Consider the following 14946-nt stretch of genomic DNA (forward strand, 5'->3'; position numbering starts at 1 on the left):
CGGTGGGCCGTCAGGCGCAATAGGCGTCCAGGATGGCGGAGAGTGCCTGGGCCACGCTCGGGAGCGCGCTCGTCCGCAAGGGCCCGAGCCTCATCACGACCGCCTTGTCAGCGCGGAACAAATGGGCGGCGTGGTCCACCCCCGGCCTTCCCACCGGGATGAAGACCTCGGGCTCCCGCGGCGGGAGGAGGCCCGCGCCGCCGAGCACCACTGTGGGAACGTCGGTCTCGGGCGGGGGACGGTCGCTTAGGCTGGAGATCCACACCAGGGCGTCCGCCTCGCCGCGCGCGAGTAGCCGCACCGCGGCGTAGTGGTACGGATCGTATTCGGGATAGCCGGCCGCGAGGCTTGAGCGCAAGGCAACCCCCGTCTGCCACACGTGCACCTCGTTGGCCGTGAAGTCGGCGTCGCTTCCCGCTAGGGGTAGCCCGCAGAAGCGGGTTTCCCGGTTGAGCTCCTTGACGAGATCGCACAAAGACTGGACCGTGAGTTCGGCGTGGGGGAAGTCTAGGTCGGTAGCGCTCCACACCGCCACCCCGTAGCGGGCGCGGCGCAGCCGATCGGCCAGGGCCTCTAACTTTTCCATGGGTACGCCGCCCGCCTCCCGGGCGTCCAGGGGACGGCCGGCCACCAGGCAGCGCAGGGCGCCGATGACCTCGATCAGTTTCCCCCGGGGGCAGGGCACCACCCAGGGAGGGCGCCCGTCCGGCGACGTTCCCGGGGACGGGTCGGCCGCCTCCCCCAGATACACCACTTCGGGCCAGGCGCCCTCCGGGCGGAACAGAGCGTCCTCGTTCCACACCACCCGCTCGAAGAAGCGGGGATAACGGCTCGCCACGTTGCCGCCCACGATGAGCACCAGGTCGGCGCGGTTTTTCACCTCGCTCAAACTGGTGGACATGAGGCCCGCCTCCTGCAGGGTGCGCACGTTGCGCAAGAGGCTTTCGGCGTTCATGTGGTCCAGCACTGCGCCGCAGCGATCGGCCAGCTCCAATACCCGGCGCATGCCGGCCACGTCCGTTCCCAGGCCGGCAAAGAGCGGCTGGCGGGCGCCCTTGAGGAGATGAGCCGCCGCCACCGCCGCCTCCTCGAGGCTCGCCGCGCGGCCCGCGATCCGGGGTGCCGCCTCCTGAGGAGGCAGTCCGGCGAAGGCGCCCACGCTGATGGGGCAGCCGTGGGCGGCCACCGTCAGACGGTCTTCGTCGACGGCGATGCGCAGATCGTCACAGAGCAGCCCGCAGAACGGGCAGGCGACAGGGTCAAGCACTCCGGTGGAACTCATCGGCGGCTCAGCCGGGGATGCATCCGAGGCAGGAATCGTAGCGCTGGGAATGCAAGGGGGCCCATGGCATCTGGCGGTCGGGTAGTAATGCACAGAGCGTGCCAGCGGAGAAAGCCTCCCGTGCTCGCGTTACCCTCCTTATAAAAGCGAAACGGGCGCCGGACAAGGCAAACACGGCTGCGCCCCGGTTTCTGTGAAATCCTCAAAAGGGTGCCCTGTGACAAAATGCTCCGCTCCCGTCGCAGGTTCTCGGTGCCCGGCGTCGGGAAGGCTTGATGCAGCGGAGCGGGCGGTAGTGGCATGATAGTTGCTGAACCCTTTGTTCCGAACTCGAGGCACCCGCTGACTGCCCCTAGAATAAGAAAATGTTTCAATCCGTGAATCGCCGCCGCGTGGTCGTGGTGGAAGCGCCGTGTCGCTTGCACTTCGGCTTCCTGGACCTGAGCGAAACGGCGGACCGGTGTTACGGCAGCCTGGGGCTCACCCTGGAAGGACTGGCCACGCGCCTGCGGGCCGAGCCGGCCGGCGATTTGAGCGCCTCGGGCCCTCAAGCCGAGCGGGTCCTTGGCAGCCTGCGCCTGCTGGCGCAGCAGCTTTCCCTCCCGGGCGGCGTGCGGCTGACCGTGGAGACGGCGATTCCGGAGCACGTGGGCCTAGGCTCGGGAACCCAGCTCGCCCTGGCGGTGGGGGCCGCCGTGGCCCGGCTGTACGATTTGGACCTTCCGCCGCGGGAAATCGCGCGCCTGCTGGATCGGGGGGCGCGCTCCGGGATCGGCGTGGGCGCCTTCGAGCAGGGCGGGTTCATCGTGGACGGAGGCCGCCGGGGTGAAGCTCCGCCCCCAGTGGTGAGCCGCGTCCCCTTTCCCGAGGCGTGGCGGGTGATCCTGATTTTCGACCGGGAGGCCCGCGGCCTGCACGGCCCCGCAGAGATGGAGGCTTTTCGTCGGCTTCCGCCCTTCCCCGAGGAGGCGGCGGGACGGCTGTGCCGGCTGGTGTTGCTCAAGGCCCTGCCGGCCCTGCTGGAGGCGGACGTGGCGAGTTTCGGGGCGGCGGTGAGCGAGCTGCAGCGGGTGGTGGGGGACCATTTCGCCCCGGCCCAGGGCGGACGCTTCGCCAGCCCCCGGGTGGCCCAGGTTCTGGCTTGGCTGGAAGGCCAGGGAGCGGCCGGGGTCGGCCAGAGTTCCTGGGGACCCACCGGTTTCGCGCTGGCGGGCAGCGAGGCCGAGGCGCTTGCCCTGGTGCGGGACCTCGAGGCGCGCTGGGGCGACGGCGGCCCCCTTTCCTTCCGGGTGTGCCGGGCCCGCAACCAGGGCGCGGCCTTGAGCGTCGAAGAGGAGCAACGGCCCGGCATCCGGGCGGCGCTGCGCATGGCGCGCCGTTGAGCTAAGCGACAGGACCCTCGCGTTCCATGGAAAGGCCCTACATCCTTCACCTTTTTACTCCGACCCGCCAGGCGAGCCCGTTCGACGTCAACATGGCGCTGGACGCGGGTTACAACGCCGTTGTGCCCTATACCGATGTCATGCTGGACCAGGTGGCCTCCCTTACCCAGGACGCCATCTTCTCCCGCGGCCCCAAGGGCGTGAAGCGCACCGGCATTTTCATCGGCGGCCGGGACATCGGGCTCGCCGCCGACATGCTGGACGCGGCGAGGAACGCCATGGTGCCGCCCTTCGAGGTGTCGGTGTTCGCCGACCCGAGCGGGGCGTTCACCACCGCGGCGGCCATGGTGGCTGCGGTGGAGCGCCAGCTCAAGAAAGTCCACCAGACCGATTTCGCCGGCCGCCAGGTGCTGATCCTCGGGGGCACCGGGCCCGTGGGCACCGCCGCGGCGGTGCTGGCCGCCGGGGCGGGGGCGAGGGTGAAAGTTGCCAGCCACACCAGCCTGGAGCGGGCCCGCATGACCGCCCAGGTGGCCAACGCCCGCTACGGGGTCAGCACCGAGGCGGTGGGCGCCACCTCGGCAGCGGAGCGGGCGGACCTCATCGCCGAGACGGAAATCCTGCTCGCCACCGCCAAGGCGGGGGTGCAGGTGGCGAGCAAGAAGGATCTGGCCCGGGCCACGCGGCTGCTCGTGGCGGCGGACGTGAACGCCGTGCCGCCGGCGGGCATCGAGGGCGTCGGCGTGATGGACGACGGCGCCCCGCTGGAAGCGGCTTCGGGCAAAGCCGTGGGCATCGGGGCCCTCGCCATCGGCAACATCAAGTACCAGGTTCAGCGGGGCCTGTTCGAGGAAATGCTCAAGGGCGACAAAGCGCTCTACCTGGACTTCCGGGACGCTTTCGCCGCCGCGCGCCGCTATGCGGCCTGAGGCGCCCTTCCTGATCGCGGCCGTTTCCGGCCGGGCGCTGGCGGCTTCGGCCCGGCGGGCGGGCCACGGGGTGGTGGTGCTGGATTTCTTCAACGACCTGGACACCCGGGCTTGCGCCATCCATTCCCGGGCCTGCGCGGGTCCGGGCGGCTTCGACGCCGGGCGGCTGCTCCGTGCGGCCCAGGCCCTGTGCCCGCCTGAGGCCTGCGCGGGCCTAGTGTACGGGGCCGGATTCGAGCGCCGGCCCGGGCTGCTGGCCCGGCTTGCCCGCGGGCGCCGGCTCTGGGGCAATACCCCGGAAACCCTGGCCCTGGTCAAGGACCCGGGCCGGTTCTTTCCCCTCCTGGAACGTCTGGAAATTCCGTACCCGGAAACCCGCTTGAGGCGGCCGCCGGTCCTGGAGGGATGGCTGCGCAAGCAGGCGGGGGGCGCGGGCGGGGGGCACGTGGCACCAGCCGGGGACAAGGCCCGCCGGGGACGGGGGCGCACCTACTACCAGCGCTGGATTCCCGGCCGCAGTTGCTCCGCCCTGTTTCTCGCCGACGGCCGGGAGGCCCGCCTGGTGGGGTTCAGCGAGCAGCGCACGGCGGACGAGGCCTCCGCCCCCTATCTCTATGGAGGCGCGGTCAGCCATGCCCGGCTTCCCGCCCGGATCCGGGAAGCGGTGGAAGCCATCCTGGCACGACTGGTCCCTGCAACCGGGCTCCGGGGCCTGAACGGCCTCGACTTCCTGGTGGACCCCCTGGGGCAGGTCCAAGTGTTGGAAGTGAACCCGCGGCCGCCCGCCACCCTGGATCTGTACGACGTCGATTGCCGGGAGAGCCTGTTCGACGGGCACCTGCGGGCCTGCAGGGGGGAGCTGCCCCGGGAGCCCCTGGTGCGCCGGGTCCAGATCCGGGCCCACGCCATCGTGTACGCCCCTGCTCCCGTGCGCATCCCGGGTGGGTGGCGTTGGCCCGCCTGGTGCAGCGACCTGCCCCGCGGAGGCCTGCGTATCCCTCCGGGGGCGCCGGTGTGTACCGTGCATTCCCGGGGTGCGACCCCCGGCGCCGCCTGGCGGCTCGCCGCCCGGCGAAAAGCCCGGATCGCCGCCGCCCTGGGCGCGGCCGCGGCGTGAGGACAGATAAAACGCGACGCCCCTGCCACGGGGTTCATTGGAGAAAGGATTGAACACCGAAAGCGGTCGGGAACCCTCCGTCGCCGGGCTGCCCAGCGTAAACGCCCTGGCGGCCCCCCTGGTGTCGGCTTTGATCGCCGAGGCCCCGGCGCTGCGCATCGGCGTGGAGCGGCTTGCGAACGGGGTCATCCTAGTGGACGCCGGGATCGAGGGGCGCGGCGGGCTCGAGGCCGGGCGGCGCATCGCCGAGATCTGCATGGGCGGACTCGGGCGGGTGAGTCTCCTGTGCCGGAGCGGGCGCTGGCCGGTCGCGGTGTGCGTCCACTCGTCGAACCCGGTGCTCGCCTGCCTGGGCAGCCAGTACGCGGGCTGGAGCCTGTCCGCCGGCAGCGGCAAAGAGGCTTTTCACGCCCTGGGGTCTGGACCGGCCCGGGCCCTGGCCGGCCGGGAAACCCTGTTCGAGGAGCTGGGCTACCGGGACCGGGCCGACCAGGCCTGCCTGGTGCTGGAAGTGGACCGGCGCCCGCCGCCGGAAGTGGTGGACAAGGTCATCCGGGACTGCGGCGTCGCCTCTTCCCGGCTCACCCTCATCCTCACTCCGACGCGTAGCCTCGCCGGGGTGGTCCAGGTGGTGGCCCGGGTGCTGGAGGTGGCGTTGCACAAGGTGCACGCCCTGGGTTTTCCCCTGGAGCGGGTGGTGGACGGGGCGGGAGCCGCTCCCATCCCGCCGCCGGCGGCCGACTTCATCGTCGCCATGGGCCGCACCAACGACGCCATCCTCTTTGCGGGGGAGGTCCACCTGTTCGTGGACGCCGCCGACGAGGACGCCCGCTCTCTGGCCGAGCGGCTGCCCTCTTCCGCCTCCCGGGACTACGGCAAGCCCTTCGCCCAGGTGTTCAAGGACTACGGCTATGACTTCTACCGCATCGATCCCCTGCTGTTCGCCCCGGCCCAGGTGGTGGTGACCAGCTTGAGAAGCGGCCGCAGTTTCCACGCCGGGCGGATCGATGCCGCCTTGCTGGAAGCTTCCTTCGGGAGCGGGAATGACTAGGCGCGTGGCCATCGTGACCGACGGGCCGGGCTGGCATGGCGCCCGGCTCAAGCGCGCCTTCCAGGCGCGGGGGCTCAAGACCTGCTACGTGCGACTTGCCGAGTGCCGGCTCGATCTCGCCGCCGCCTGGCATGGCATCGTCATGCCGGGGTTCGAGCGCCAACTGCCCGAGGCGGTGTTCGTGAAAAGCGTGCCCGGCGGCACCCTGGAGCAGGTGGTGTGGCGGCTGGACGTGCTCCACGCCCTGCGGGAAGTGGGCGTTCCCGTGTATAACGACGCCCGGGCCATCGAGCGCACCGTGGACAAGGCGATGACCAGCTTTCTCCTGCGGCGGGCCGGGGTGCCGACCCCGCCCACCTGGGTGGTGGAGAGCCGGGAGCAGGCGCGGGCGGTGCTGGACAAGGAAGCGGCCGCCGGCCATCAAGTAGTCATCAAGCCCTTGTTCGGCTCCCGGGGGGTGGGGCTGCGCCGGCTGGGCGCGGGGACGGACATGCCGGATCTGGCCGAGTACCATGGGGTCGCCTACCTGCAGCGCTACATCGACTCGGGAGAAGGCCGTTGGCACGACTACCGGGTTTTCGTGGTCGGCGGCGCGGCGGTGGCGGCCATGCGCCGCTGGGGGACGAGCTGGGTGAGCAACGCCGCGTGCGGCGCTCGTTGCGAAGCGGTGGCCCTGGAGCCGGCCCTGGCCCGGCTCGCCTGCGACGCCGCCCGGGCGGTGGAGGCGGACTACGCGGGGGTGGACGTGATCGTCGACCGTCAGGGCGATCCCTACGTGATCGAGGTGAACGGCATGCCGGCGTGGCGCAGCCTCCAGGGCGCCACCGGCGTCCCCATCGCCCGCTTCCTGGTGGACGATCTCGTCTCCCGCCGCTCAAGCGTCCGGCTGGAGGCGGCCGGCTGAGCATGGACGAGCCCGTGTCCCGCGCTGCCCAAGTCGCTCGAGCCCTGATGGGGGCCTGCCTCGCCGACGTGCGGGCCCTCAAACCCGGCAACGTGAGCGTGTACTCGGACGGGCACGGCATGATGGCCGAGGACTTCGTCCTAAGCGCCCAGGCCATCGTGGCCCCCCTGACCGCGCCGGGACTCAAGGTAGGAACGCGCATCCTGCGGGCGGTCGAGGCGACCCGGGCGGCGGTGGGCTGCAACACCAATCTGGGCATCGTCCTCGCCTGCGCGCCCCTCGCCCAGGCGGCCTTGGCGGCTCAGCCTGGAATGGCGCTGCGGGAGCGGCTCGCGGCGTTGCTCGAGCGCCTGGACGTGAAAGACGCGGAGGACGCTTACCGAGCCATCCGCCTCGCCAATCCGGGCGGCCTGGGCCGCAGCCCCGAGCACGACGTGCACGAGCCTCCCCGGGTCACGCTGGTGGCGGCCATGGCGGCGGCCCGCCATCGGGACGGGATCGCCCGCCAGTACGCCGAGGGCTTCCGGGACGTGTTCGACGTGGGCGTGCCCCGGGCCGCCTGGGCCCTCGCCCGTTGGCAGGGCGAAGAGTGGGCAGCCACCGCCGTCTATCTTGGCTTGCTCGCTCGGGAGCCGGATACCCACGTGGCCCGCAAGCTCGGGCCCGCCGTGGCGCGGGAAGTGAGCCTTGAGGCAGCGCGGCGGGATATGGAGTTGATGCGCTGTCACCATCCGCAAAGCCTCATGCCCACGCTCCTCGATTGGGACCGGCGATTGAAGCGCCGGGGCATCAATCCGGGCACCACCGCCGATTTGACCGTGGCGAGCTTGTTCGCCTTATCGCTACAAGCTATCCTCGACAAGGAGTTTGGCGGCCGCGATGCAGTCCCGTCGACGGCCGCTCCAAGCGCTGGACTTCGGTCCACTCTTCACTAACCAACGACAAAAGGAGAAACCCATGGCTAAGATCACCCGCACCCTGGTAGGCGAATCCTTGGTGGGCGACGGCAACGAGGTGGCCCACATCGACCTGATCATGGGTCCCCGCGGCAGTGCTGCCGAGTCGGCTTTTTGCCATACCTTGACCAATAACAAAGACGGTTTTACAGCGCTTCTGGCGGTGGTTGCGCCCAACCTGCCGGCGAAGCCCCACACCGTGATGTTCAATAAAGTCACTATCAAGAACGCCAAGCAGGCGACCCAGATGTTCGGGCCGGCTCAGCGGGGCGTGGCGATGGCGGTGGCCGACTGCGTGGAGGATGGCACCATCCCGGCGAACGAGGCCGATGACGTCTTCATTTGCGTGGGAGTGTTCATCCACTGGGAGGCCGCCGACGACAACAAGATCCAGGACTTCAACTACCAGGCGACCAAGGAGGCGATCAAGCGGGCGGTGGCTGGCGAGCCCAAGGTGAGCGACATCCTCGCCAAGCGGCGCAGCGTGATGCACCCCTTCGCCGCCCACGCCTGAGGGACGCGGCTCACAGGGTCTCGAGGTCTTCGCGGGTGAGGCTGCCGTCGTGTAGGGCGGAGGCGATGAGCGCCCCGAAGCCCCGGGCGGTGAGCGCTTCCAGGTCCCGCTTGCCGCGTACGCCCCCGGCGCAGTAGATCCGCGCCCCGGGGGCGCGGGCGGCAAGCGCTCCCGCGAGGGCGAGATCCGGGCCTCGTCGGGCGCCTACCCGGTCCAGGTTCAGGGCGATCACCCGGGAGGGCCAGAGTTCCGGACGCTCGAGCAGCTCGGCCGGGCCCAGTAAGCGCTCCCGCCGGAAGTCGAGGGAGAGGACGAAGGCGTGGGCCTCGCCTGCGAGGGCTTCCAGCAGACGGAGGTCGGGGAGGGTTTCGCTGCCCACCACCGGGGTGAGCCCGCCGGCGGCCAGGCGGCGCCACCGGGCGAGGTCGCGAACGCCCGCGTCCACCCACAGCTCCACCGGCGCGAGCTCCCGGCCCAGGGCCTCGAGCAAGGCCAGGTGGCTCCCCCGTTCCAGGATGGCGTCCAGGTCCGCGGCGTAAAGGGCGCGGAACGGGTGCAGGGCAGCCAACGCCCGGGCCACGTCCTGGGGGCGGCTTCCGGCGCATAGCCGGGAACGGAGCGGCGCGTAGCGCTCCCTCTGCCCGCGCCGGGCATGGACCACGAGGCCGTCCATGAGGTCGATGACCGGAACGATCTCCACCGGGGGATAGGGGTGCGAATCTTCCTGTACGAGCACGTGACGGGCGGCGGATTCATGGGGCAGCCGCTGCCTGCTTCCCTCGCGCGCGAAGGGGACAGGATGCTGCGCGCGGCGCTGGATGATCTCACGGAACTGCCGGGCGTGGAAACGGTGGTGAGCCGGGATCCCCGGCTGCCCTTCCCGCCGGGCGCCGCGGCGGTGCTGGAGCCCGCGCCCGGCGAAAGCCCCCGTTCCCTTTACCGGCGCGGGCTCGCCCTGGCCGATCTCGCCTGGATCATCGCCCCCGAGACGGGGGGCGTGCTGGAAGCCCTCGGCCGGGAAGCGCTGGCGCGGGGGAAGGGACTCTTCGGGTGCGCCCCGGAGGCGGTGCGGGTGGCGGCGAGCAAACGGGCCACCGCCCGGGCCCTCGCCCGCGCCGGCCTTCCCGTCGTTCCCACCTTCGCCCCCGGGGAGCCCCTGCCGGCCCTTCCCGGTCCCTGGGTGGTCAAGCCCGACGACGGCGCCGGCTGCGAAGGCGCGCGCCGGGTGCCGGACGTGGACGCGGTCCGCGCGGCGCTCCTCGAGGCGGGGACGGGCCCGGTGGCGCAACCCTGGATCGAGGGCGAGGCCGCCAGCCTCTCCTTGCTGGTTTTCCCCGAGGGCCGAGTGCGGCTCCTTTCCTGCAACCGCCAGCACATCGCGGTGCGGGGCGAAGCTCTCGCCCTAACGGGGGTCACCGTGGGTGCCTGGGCGGACGCGGACGGCCGCTTGGCCGCCCTCGCCCAGGCGGCGGTGGCGGCGATCCCGGGACTGGCCGGTTTCGTGGGGATCGATTACGTCCAGACGCCCGCGGGACCGGTGGTCCTGGAGATCAATCCCCGGCTCACCACGTCCTATTGCGGCCTGCGCTCTGTGCTGGGGATGAACCCGGCGGCCCTGGCCCTGGGTCTTGTCTCCGAGGCCAGCGAAGAAAAGTCAGGCAGGATAGACCGACTAACGGGAAAGGGGCCGGTTCGCGTTTCCCTGGAGCCCGTCGATGCCTGAAGCGGCGGTCATCGGCTGGGACCTGGGCGGGGCCCACCTCAAGGCCGCCGCCGTCGCTCGGACCGCGGGCGAGCTGGCCGTGCTGGACGCGGTGCAACTGCCCTGCCCCCTGTGGCGGGGCCTGGATTACCTGGCGGCAGCGGTGGACCGGGCCCTCGAGCGTCTGGGCGCCGCCCCGTGCCATGCCCTCACCATGACCGGGGAGATGGCGGACCTGTTCCGGGACCGGGCGGAGGGGGTGGCGCGGCTCGCGGACTTCATGGAGCGACGGCTGAGCGGACGGCGCACGCGCTACTTCGCCGGTGTCGGTTTCGTGGACGCCGCCCATGCCAAGGGCATGCCCCGGCGCGTTGCCTCCGCCAACTGGCTCGCCTCCGCCCGGTTCGTCGCGGGGCGGCTCGAGGCGGCGCTCTTCGTGGACGTGGGCAGCACCACCACCGACCTAGTGCCTGTGGCCGGGGGCGAGGTGCGCGCCGCGGGCGAAGACGATTTCGAGCGCCTGGCTTCGGGCGAGCTCGTCTACACGGGGGTGGCGCGCACGCCGGTAATGGCCCTCGGGAGGCGCGTGCCTTTCGAGGGACGCCGGGTGCCCCTCGTGGCGGAACACTTCGCCACCATGGCCGACGTGCACCGGCTGGCGGGCGCGCTGCCCGAGCACGCGGACCAGTGGCCTGCGGCCGACGGGGGAGAGAAGACCGAGGAAGGCAGCGCCCGCCGGCTCGCCCGCATGATCGGGCGCGACGCCGCCTCGGCGGCGCCCGCCGCCTGGCGCCGGCTCGCCCGCCGGCTCGCGGGATACCAGCTGGCCCAGATTGAAGCTGCCGCCCGCCGGGTCCTGGCGGCAGCTGGCGTCGAGGCCACGGCCCCTGTGGTGGGCGCAGGGGTGGGCCGCTTCGTCGCGGCCCGGCTGGCGGCGCGGCTCGAGCGGCCTTACCGAGACTTCGCTGGCTTGTTCCATCGAATCCGCGCCGATCCGGAGTGGGTTGCCGGGTGTGCCCCGGCCGTGGCGGTGGCTTGCTTGGCGGCCGAAGAAGCAGAGGAAGCGATCCATGTGGGTAGTTAAGCTGGGCGGCAGCCTCGCCGGAGAGGCGGTGCTCAGAGACTGGCTGGAGACGCTGGCTCGCTACGGGGGCGGGCAGGTCATCATTGTGCCCGGGGGCGGTCCCTTTGCCGACCGGGTGCGGGAGGCCCAGGAGGCGTGGCGCTTCGACGACGGGATCGCCCACCGCATGGCCCTGCTGGGCATGGAGCAATACGGCCTCATGCTAGCGGGCATCTGCCCCGATCTGGTGCCGGCGGCGAGCCGAGAGGAACTGGTGGGGGCGCTGCGGTCGGGCCGGGTGGCCGTTTGGTTGCCCGCCCGCATGGCCCTCGCCGCCGAAGAGATTCCTGCCAGTTGGGACGTGACCTCCGACAGCCTGGCTGCCTGGCTTGCCCATTACGTGAGCGCCGAGCGGTTGGTGTTGGTCAAACCCTTTGCGCCCGCCCAGGCGGAGATCGCGGCGGAGGAAATGAGCCGCAGCGGCCTAGTGGACCCCTCATTTCCGGCCTTCGTGCGCTCGGGGTGCTTTCAGACGCTGGTGCTGGCCAAGCAGCAGCATGATACCTTGGGTCAGCTCCTCCTCGGCAGCGTGTGCCGGCCGACGGGGATATTGGTCGACCGGGATTCTTAGCCCTTCTCGTACACGCTGTGGCCGAAGCCCCAAGGGCCGCCAGAATCGCCTACACGGCCGCAGCCAGGCGGGCTCTCACGGCGGCGACTCGGGCGGGATCGATTTCCCCGGTGCGCTCCCCCTTCCCGCACAGGGCGCCGCGAAAGCCCAGGAAGTCGGGGGCGAGGGCCTTCAAGGGGCCGATGTCCTCCTCCGTCAAAGAGCCGGCCAAGCCCACCGTCAACCCTTGGGCGCGGGCCGCGCCCACGAAGCGGGCGAGCGCTTCCTCGTCCAGGTGGGTCCTCAAGCCTCCCCGGGTTTTGTCCGCTGTATCGAGCATCGCTCCCGAAAATCCGGCAGCGGCGATCTCGGGGAGCCACGCCCAGTCGGGGGCCTGGTCGGCGAACAGGACCGCCACCAGGCGGCAGCCTCGGCGGGCGAGGGGCTCCAGGGCCCGTGCGCATGCCAGGGACTGGGACGAGGAGAAGAGGCCCACCTTGATGTAATCCACGCCGCTCGCAGATGCGCGCTCGGCAGCGGCCCGCAGGAGGGCCGGGACCATGGGAAGGTCCCCCAGGGTGGCGCTCACCGGGCGCCGGCCCGCCACGAAGCGGGCGAGCTCCGCCACGGTCTCCGGCGCAAGAGCCCCCAGGGCGCCGCGGCGCGGCTCCTTGAGGTCGATCACGTCGGCCCCACCCGCCAGGGCGAGGGCGGCTTCTTCCCGGGAGCGCACGCTTGCCAGCAGCGCGGTCATGCCGGGCGCTCCGCTTCCCGCCGGGCGTCGTGGGCGGCAATGGCCTCCATCAGCCAGCCCCACGCCTCCCGCTCGGCGGGGCCTGCGGTCTTCTCCACCGCGATGGCGAGATATTTCACCTCGGCCTCGATCTTGTCCCGGGGCAGCAGGTGCAGGCGCGACACCAAGATGGCCGCTTCCAGCACGGCGGCTTGGGCCCGGTTGAAGCCGCGAAACGGGCGATGATTTTGCAGGTGGACCCGGCGGCAGTAGAGGCGCGGTCGCAGCGGGTCGTCTTCCGCCCGCACGAGCTCCAGCTCCGCGTGGGCCAGGGCCGCGGCAAGGCGCACGCCGGGAACCCGGTCGGCGGGCGTGAGAGGCCAATCCCGCCGCCCGGTCAGGCAACCAGCGAAAATGCGCACGTCATCGCTGTAGTTGACCACGGCGCAGCCGCTGGCCAGCACGTTCTCCAGGGTGGTGGAAGGTTTGAAAGGCGCGAGCACCAGGTTGTCCTGCTCCTCACGGATGCCCATGGGAGCGATGTGGGTCGTGCCCGAGGGCGAGCGGGTCGTGACGATGGTCTCGAAGATCATGGGCCGCTTCCCGCCTTCTTGGGTTTTTCCAGGGTGGCACCGGGCGCATGGTAGGCGCTTTTGTCCTCGGGGGCCCGCTCCACCGCGCAGCCCCAGTCCAGCTCCTCGTCCTGGGCGTAGCGCTTGCCCAGTTGCCAGGCGATCTGGGCCCGGGCCAGCTCCACTCCCAGGTAGAAGGCGTGGGCCCCGTCCCTTTCCACCCCGAGCCGGGGAAAAAAGGCGTAGGGGTCGGTGGCGGTATGGAAGCCGTCGCGATTGTACACGTGGATGCCTGATTCGCTCACCTGCACGCGAAAGCTCGGGTCCTTGACCGCCCGGGCGATCTCGGCGATTTCCTCCATCGTGTCCGGAAACGGCCGCCGGGCATGGACGGTGAGGAGCGCTTCGGTGAAGTCCCTGGGCAGGCTCGCGCTTTCCCGCGCCGCGTACATCAGGCGCCGGGCGACATCCGCTTCCTTGACCGCCCGCCGGCAGTGGGGACTCACCTGGGTGGTGAGAATGGCGGCTACCCGCAGCTCCGAGGCGACGCCCAGCAGCACGGCGTTGATGCCGGTGGTGTCGGCGTCGGTCAGCTCGGTCAAGTTGCCCACTCCCATCAGAATGGGCACGTCCGGATGGCGGCGCCGCAGCTCCCGGTAGCGCATCAGGGAGTCGGTGAATCCGAAATGGATGGGGTCCAGGATGGGATCGGCATAGAATGGCCGATCCCGGGCCTGCATCTGGGCAATCGCCCGCTCCAGGGAGGTGAGGTCCCCCGGGCGGGAGGGAATGAGGACCGGCACCGAAGCCACCTGGTCCGCCACCCACAGGGTCTCTTCCTTGAGGCTCAGGAGATAATCGGCCCCCGCCTCCCCCCCGCGCAGGAGCTCCTGGGGTTCCATGGAGTCCACGCTCACCCGGAAGCCTTCCGACTTGAGCGCCTTCACCGCCTCGGCCAGATGGGGGAAAGGCGTCTCGGGCAGGCAGCCCAGGTCGATCACGTCCGCGCCGTCCCGGCGGTAGCGGTCGGCCCGGGCGAGGAGGGCGGAGATCGGAAGGAGCGGTGCGTCCACGATCTCGGCGAACACCAGGATGTCATAGCGGTCCAGGTCCGGCTGCAGGCCCTTGGCCCCGAAATAGCGGGGAATGTCCTTCAACTCGTCAGGGCCCCGCTTGACCGGCACGCCGTAATGGCGGGAGAGCGCCTCCAGGTCGCCGCGGCAGCGGCCGGGCACCATGATCCAGTCCGCCTTCACCGGCTTCGGCAGCCGGCGCCGGATCAGGTCCGCGGTCATGAGACCGGCTACGTTGATCCCGATCTGCACCACCTCAAAGATGAAGGGCGCGGGCTGCATGCCCTCGAGCACCTTGTGCAGGCTTTTTTCCGCCAGCTTGCCGGTCAGGAAGAGAATATGTTCAGGCATTGGAGTCTCGCTTCCACCGCCCGGCGCAGCTCTTCGATCGTGGTGGCCACCGTGGTGTGCTCGAAGCGCTTGAGCCGCTCCGTGTTCTCCAGGTCGATGCGGCGCGGATAGAGGGTGACCCACTCCTTGGGCGCTTCGGTGTAGACCTCGGGCTCGGCGTCGCAGGCGAAGACGATGCTCGGAATGCGCTGCTTGCCGGCCTGGGCGTAGATGTTGGTGACCAGGGTGTCGGCGATGCCGCAGACCAGCTTGGCTACGGTGTTGGAGGTGGCCGGCGCGATCACCACCGTGTGGTAGAAGCCGTGGTAGAACAGCCCCACCGGCGCGGCGCTGGCCGTGTTGTCGCGGAAGAGGCGAAAGCGCCGGCGCAGGTCTTCCAAGTCGACGTTATACATATGCAGCACCTCCTCCGCCGCCGCCGAGAGGTAGAGGTCGGTGTAGGGCAGCCCGGAGGCGATCTCCAGGGACTCCCGCAGGAAGTGCCCCGAGCCGGTGAGCGCCCAGGCGAACCTGGGCAGGGGATCCCGTTTCATGGGCGGATCCCGGCCGGGAGGGGCGCCCGCCTGGAGGCGCGCTCGGCCGCGGCGAGGAGGGCGGCGATCGACGACACGGAAGAAAAGCCGGAAGGGACGGTCAGCATCCGATCCACCAGCGCGGTGGAAACCAAAAAGCTAGCATAACCCATGCCCGCGCCCCCTGGGCGGGGG

Annotated in this window: 16 protein-coding genes; 10 read left to right on the top strand and 6 right to left on the bottom strand. The window is 70.8% G+C overall.

The window, feature by feature from the left end; translation table 11 throughout:
* Positions 1 to 10 precede the first annotated feature (10 nt).
* The gene (locus ACTFO6_RS07520) at positions 11 to 1282 is read right to left on the bottom strand and encodes a formylmethanofuran dehydrogenase subunit B (protein ID WP_439933836.1); all 1272 of its coding nucleotides are present in this window, start codon (positions 1280 to 1282) and stop codon (positions 11 to 13) included.
* Positions 1283 to 1659: 377 nt separating this feature from the next.
* Here ACTFO6_RS07520 and ACTFO6_RS07525 point away from each other — a divergent pair, with 377 nt between their 5' ends.
* Genes ACTFO6_RS07525 through fae form a run of 7 tightly spaced genes read left to right on the top strand, consistent with a single transcriptional unit; the run spans position 1660 to position 8135 of the window.
* The gene (locus tag ACTFO6_RS07525; RefSeq protein WP_439933837.1) at positions 1660 to 2664 is read left to right on the top strand and encodes a beta-ribofuranosylaminobenzene 5'-phosphate synthase family protein; all 1005 of its coding nucleotides are present in this window, start codon (positions 1660 to 1662) and stop codon (positions 2662 to 2664) included.
* Between the two features lie 26 nt (positions 2665 to 2690).
* Positions 2691 to 3593: an NAD(P)-dependent methylenetetrahydromethanopterin dehydrogenase gene (locus tag ACTFO6_RS07530; protein ID WP_439933838.1), complete on the top strand. Its 903-nt coding sequence runs from the start codon at positions 2691 to 2693 to the stop codon at positions 3591 to 3593.
* The gene (locus tag ACTFO6_RS07535; protein ID WP_439933839.1) at positions 3583 to 4710 is read left to right on the top strand and encodes an ATP-grasp domain-containing protein; all 1128 of its coding nucleotides are present in this window, start codon (positions 3583 to 3585) and stop codon (positions 4708 to 4710) included. Before ACTFO6_RS07530 ends, ACTFO6_RS07535 begins: the two co-directional genes overlap by 11 nt.
* Positions 4711 to 4759: 49 nt before the next feature.
* Positions 4760 to 5761 (top strand): methenyltetrahydromethanopterin cyclohydrolase, encoded by a 1002-nt coding sequence (gene mch / locus ACTFO6_RS07540; RefSeq protein WP_439933840.1) that lies wholly within the window; start codon positions 4760 to 4762, stop codon positions 5759 to 5761.
* Positions 5754 to 6665, top strand: coding sequence for an ATP-grasp domain-containing protein (locus ACTFO6_RS07545; RefSeq protein WP_439933841.1), 912 nt, complete (start codon positions 5754 to 5756; stop codon positions 6663 to 6665). Before mch ends, ACTFO6_RS07545 begins: the two co-directional genes overlap by 8 nt.
* Positions 6666 to 6667: 2 nt before the next feature.
* Positions 6668 to 7600, top strand: a complete 933-nt coding sequence (locus tag ACTFO6_RS07550; protein ID WP_439933842.1) for a triphosphoribosyl-dephospho-CoA synthase — start codon at positions 6668 to 6670, stop codon at positions 7598 to 7600.
* A gap of 22 nt (positions 7601 to 7622) precedes the next feature.
* Positions 7623 to 8135, top strand: a complete 513-nt coding sequence (fae, locus tag ACTFO6_RS07555; RefSeq protein ID WP_439933843.1) for a formaldehyde-activating enzyme — start codon at positions 7623 to 7625, stop codon at positions 8133 to 8135.
* A gap of 10 nt (positions 8136 to 8145) precedes the next feature.
* Here the strand turns inward: fae and ACTFO6_RS07560 are convergent, their stop codons facing one another.
* The gene (locus ACTFO6_RS07560) at positions 8146 to 8871 is read right to left on the bottom strand and encodes a HisA/HisF-related TIM barrel protein (RefSeq protein ID WP_439933844.1); all 726 of its coding nucleotides are present in this window, start codon (positions 8869 to 8871) and stop codon (positions 8146 to 8148) included.
* Between ACTFO6_RS07560 and ACTFO6_RS07565 the strand changes: the two genes are divergently transcribed.
* Genes ACTFO6_RS07565 through ACTFO6_RS07575 form a run of 3 tightly spaced genes read left to right on the top strand, consistent with a single transcriptional unit; the run spans position 8848 to position 11531 of the window.
* A complete protein-coding gene (locus ACTFO6_RS07565; protein WP_439933845.1) occupies positions 8848 to 9858 on the top strand; it encodes an ATP-grasp domain-containing protein in 1011 nt (336 codons plus the stop codon). The genes ACTFO6_RS07560 and ACTFO6_RS07565 overlap by 24 nt on opposite strands.
* Entirely contained in the window at positions 9851 to 10921 is a 1071-nt protein-coding gene (locus ACTFO6_RS07570) for a hydantoinase/oxoprolinase family protein (RefSeq protein WP_439933846.1), read from the top strand. The genes ACTFO6_RS07565 and ACTFO6_RS07570 overlap by 8 nt, the downstream gene beginning before the upstream one ends.
* Entirely contained in the window at positions 10908 to 11531 is a 624-nt protein-coding gene (locus ACTFO6_RS07575) for an amino acid kinase family protein (protein ID WP_439933847.1), read from the top strand. Before ACTFO6_RS07570 ends, ACTFO6_RS07575 begins: the two co-directional genes overlap by 14 nt.
* A 49-nt stretch (positions 11532 to 11580) precedes the next feature.
* On the opposite strand, the gene ACTFO6_RS07580 is transcribed toward ACTFO6_RS07575, so the two are convergent.
* The 4 genes from ACTFO6_RS07580 to ACTFO6_RS07595 are packed head-to-tail and all read right to left on the bottom strand — an operon-like array spanning position 11581 to position 14772.
* The gene (locus ACTFO6_RS07580; RefSeq protein ID WP_439933848.1) at positions 11581 to 12264 is read right to left on the bottom strand and encodes a (5-formylfuran-3-yl)methyl phosphate synthase; all 684 of its coding nucleotides are present in this window, start codon (positions 12262 to 12264) and stop codon (positions 11581 to 11583) included.
* A complete protein-coding gene (locus ACTFO6_RS07585; RefSeq protein ID WP_439933849.1) occupies positions 12261 to 12836 on the bottom strand; it encodes a DUF447 domain-containing protein in 576 nt (191 codons plus the stop codon). The genes ACTFO6_RS07580 and ACTFO6_RS07585 overlap by 4 nt, the downstream gene beginning before the upstream one ends.
* The gene (locus ACTFO6_RS07590) at positions 12833 to 14239 is read right to left on the bottom strand and encodes a DUF6513 domain-containing protein (protein WP_439933850.1); all 1407 of its coding nucleotides are present in this window, start codon (positions 14237 to 14239) and stop codon (positions 12833 to 12835) included. Before ACTFO6_RS07590 ends, ACTFO6_RS07585 begins: the two co-directional genes overlap by 4 nt.
* A complete protein-coding gene (locus ACTFO6_RS07595; protein WP_439933851.1) occupies positions 14215 to 14772 on the bottom strand; it encodes a flavoprotein in 558 nt (185 codons plus the stop codon). Before ACTFO6_RS07595 ends, ACTFO6_RS07590 begins: the two co-directional genes overlap by 25 nt.
* Between the last annotated feature and the right edge of the window lie 174 nt (positions 14773 to 14946).

Source organism: Pelomicrobium sp. G1, assembly GCF_051905455.1.
Lineage (GTDB): Bacteria > Pseudomonadota > Gammaproteobacteria > Burkholderiales > UBA6910 > Pelomicrobium.

Excerpts from the sequence above, each read along its gene's own strand:
- ACTFO6_RS07520 (WP_439933836.1), bottom strand. The coding sequence starts at position 1,282 with ATGAGTTCCACCGGAGTGCTTGACCCTGTCGCCTGCCCGTTCTGCGGG.
- ACTFO6_RS07530 (WP_439933838.1), top strand. The coding sequence starts at position 2,691 with ATGGAAAGGCCCTACATCCTTCACCTTTTTACTCCGACCCGCCAGGCG.
- ACTFO6_RS07535 (WP_439933839.1), top strand. The coding sequence starts at position 3,583 with ATGCGGCCTGAGGCGCCCTTCCTGATCGCGGCCGTTTCCGGCCGGGCG.
- ACTFO6_RS07545 (WP_439933841.1), top strand. The coding sequence starts at position 5,754 with ATGACTAGGCGCGTGGCCATCGTGACCGACGGGCCGGGCTGGCATGGC.
- ACTFO6_RS07550 (WP_439933842.1), top strand. The coding sequence starts at position 6,668 with ATGGACGAGCCCGTGTCCCGCGCTGCCCAAGTCGCTCGAGCCCTGATG.
- fae (WP_439933843.1), top strand. The coding sequence starts at position 7,623 with ATGGCTAAGATCACCCGCACCCTGGTAGGCGAATCCTTGGTGGGCGAC.
- ACTFO6_RS07570 (WP_439933846.1), top strand. The coding sequence starts at position 9,851 with ATGCCTGAAGCGGCGGTCATCGGCTGGGACCTGGGCGGGGCCCACCTC.
- ACTFO6_RS07575 (WP_439933847.1), top strand. The coding sequence starts at position 10,908 with ATGTGGGTAGTTAAGCTGGGCGGCAGCCTCGCCGGAGAGGCGGTGCTC.
- ACTFO6_RS07580 (WP_439933848.1), bottom strand. The coding sequence starts at position 12,264 with ATGACCGCGCTGCTGGCAAGCGTGCGCTCCCGGGAAGAAGCCGCCCTC.
- ACTFO6_RS07585 (WP_439933849.1), bottom strand. The coding sequence starts at position 12,836 with ATGATCTTCGAGACCATCGTCACGACCCGCTCGCCCTCGGGCACGACC.
- ACTFO6_RS07590 (WP_439933850.1), bottom strand. The coding sequence starts at position 14,239 with ATGCCTGAACATATTCTCTTCCTGACCGGCAAGCTGGCGGAAAAAAGC.
- ACTFO6_RS07595 (WP_439933851.1), bottom strand. The coding sequence starts at position 14,772 with ATGAAACGGGATCCCCTGCCCAGGTTCGCCTGGGCGCTCACCGGCTCG.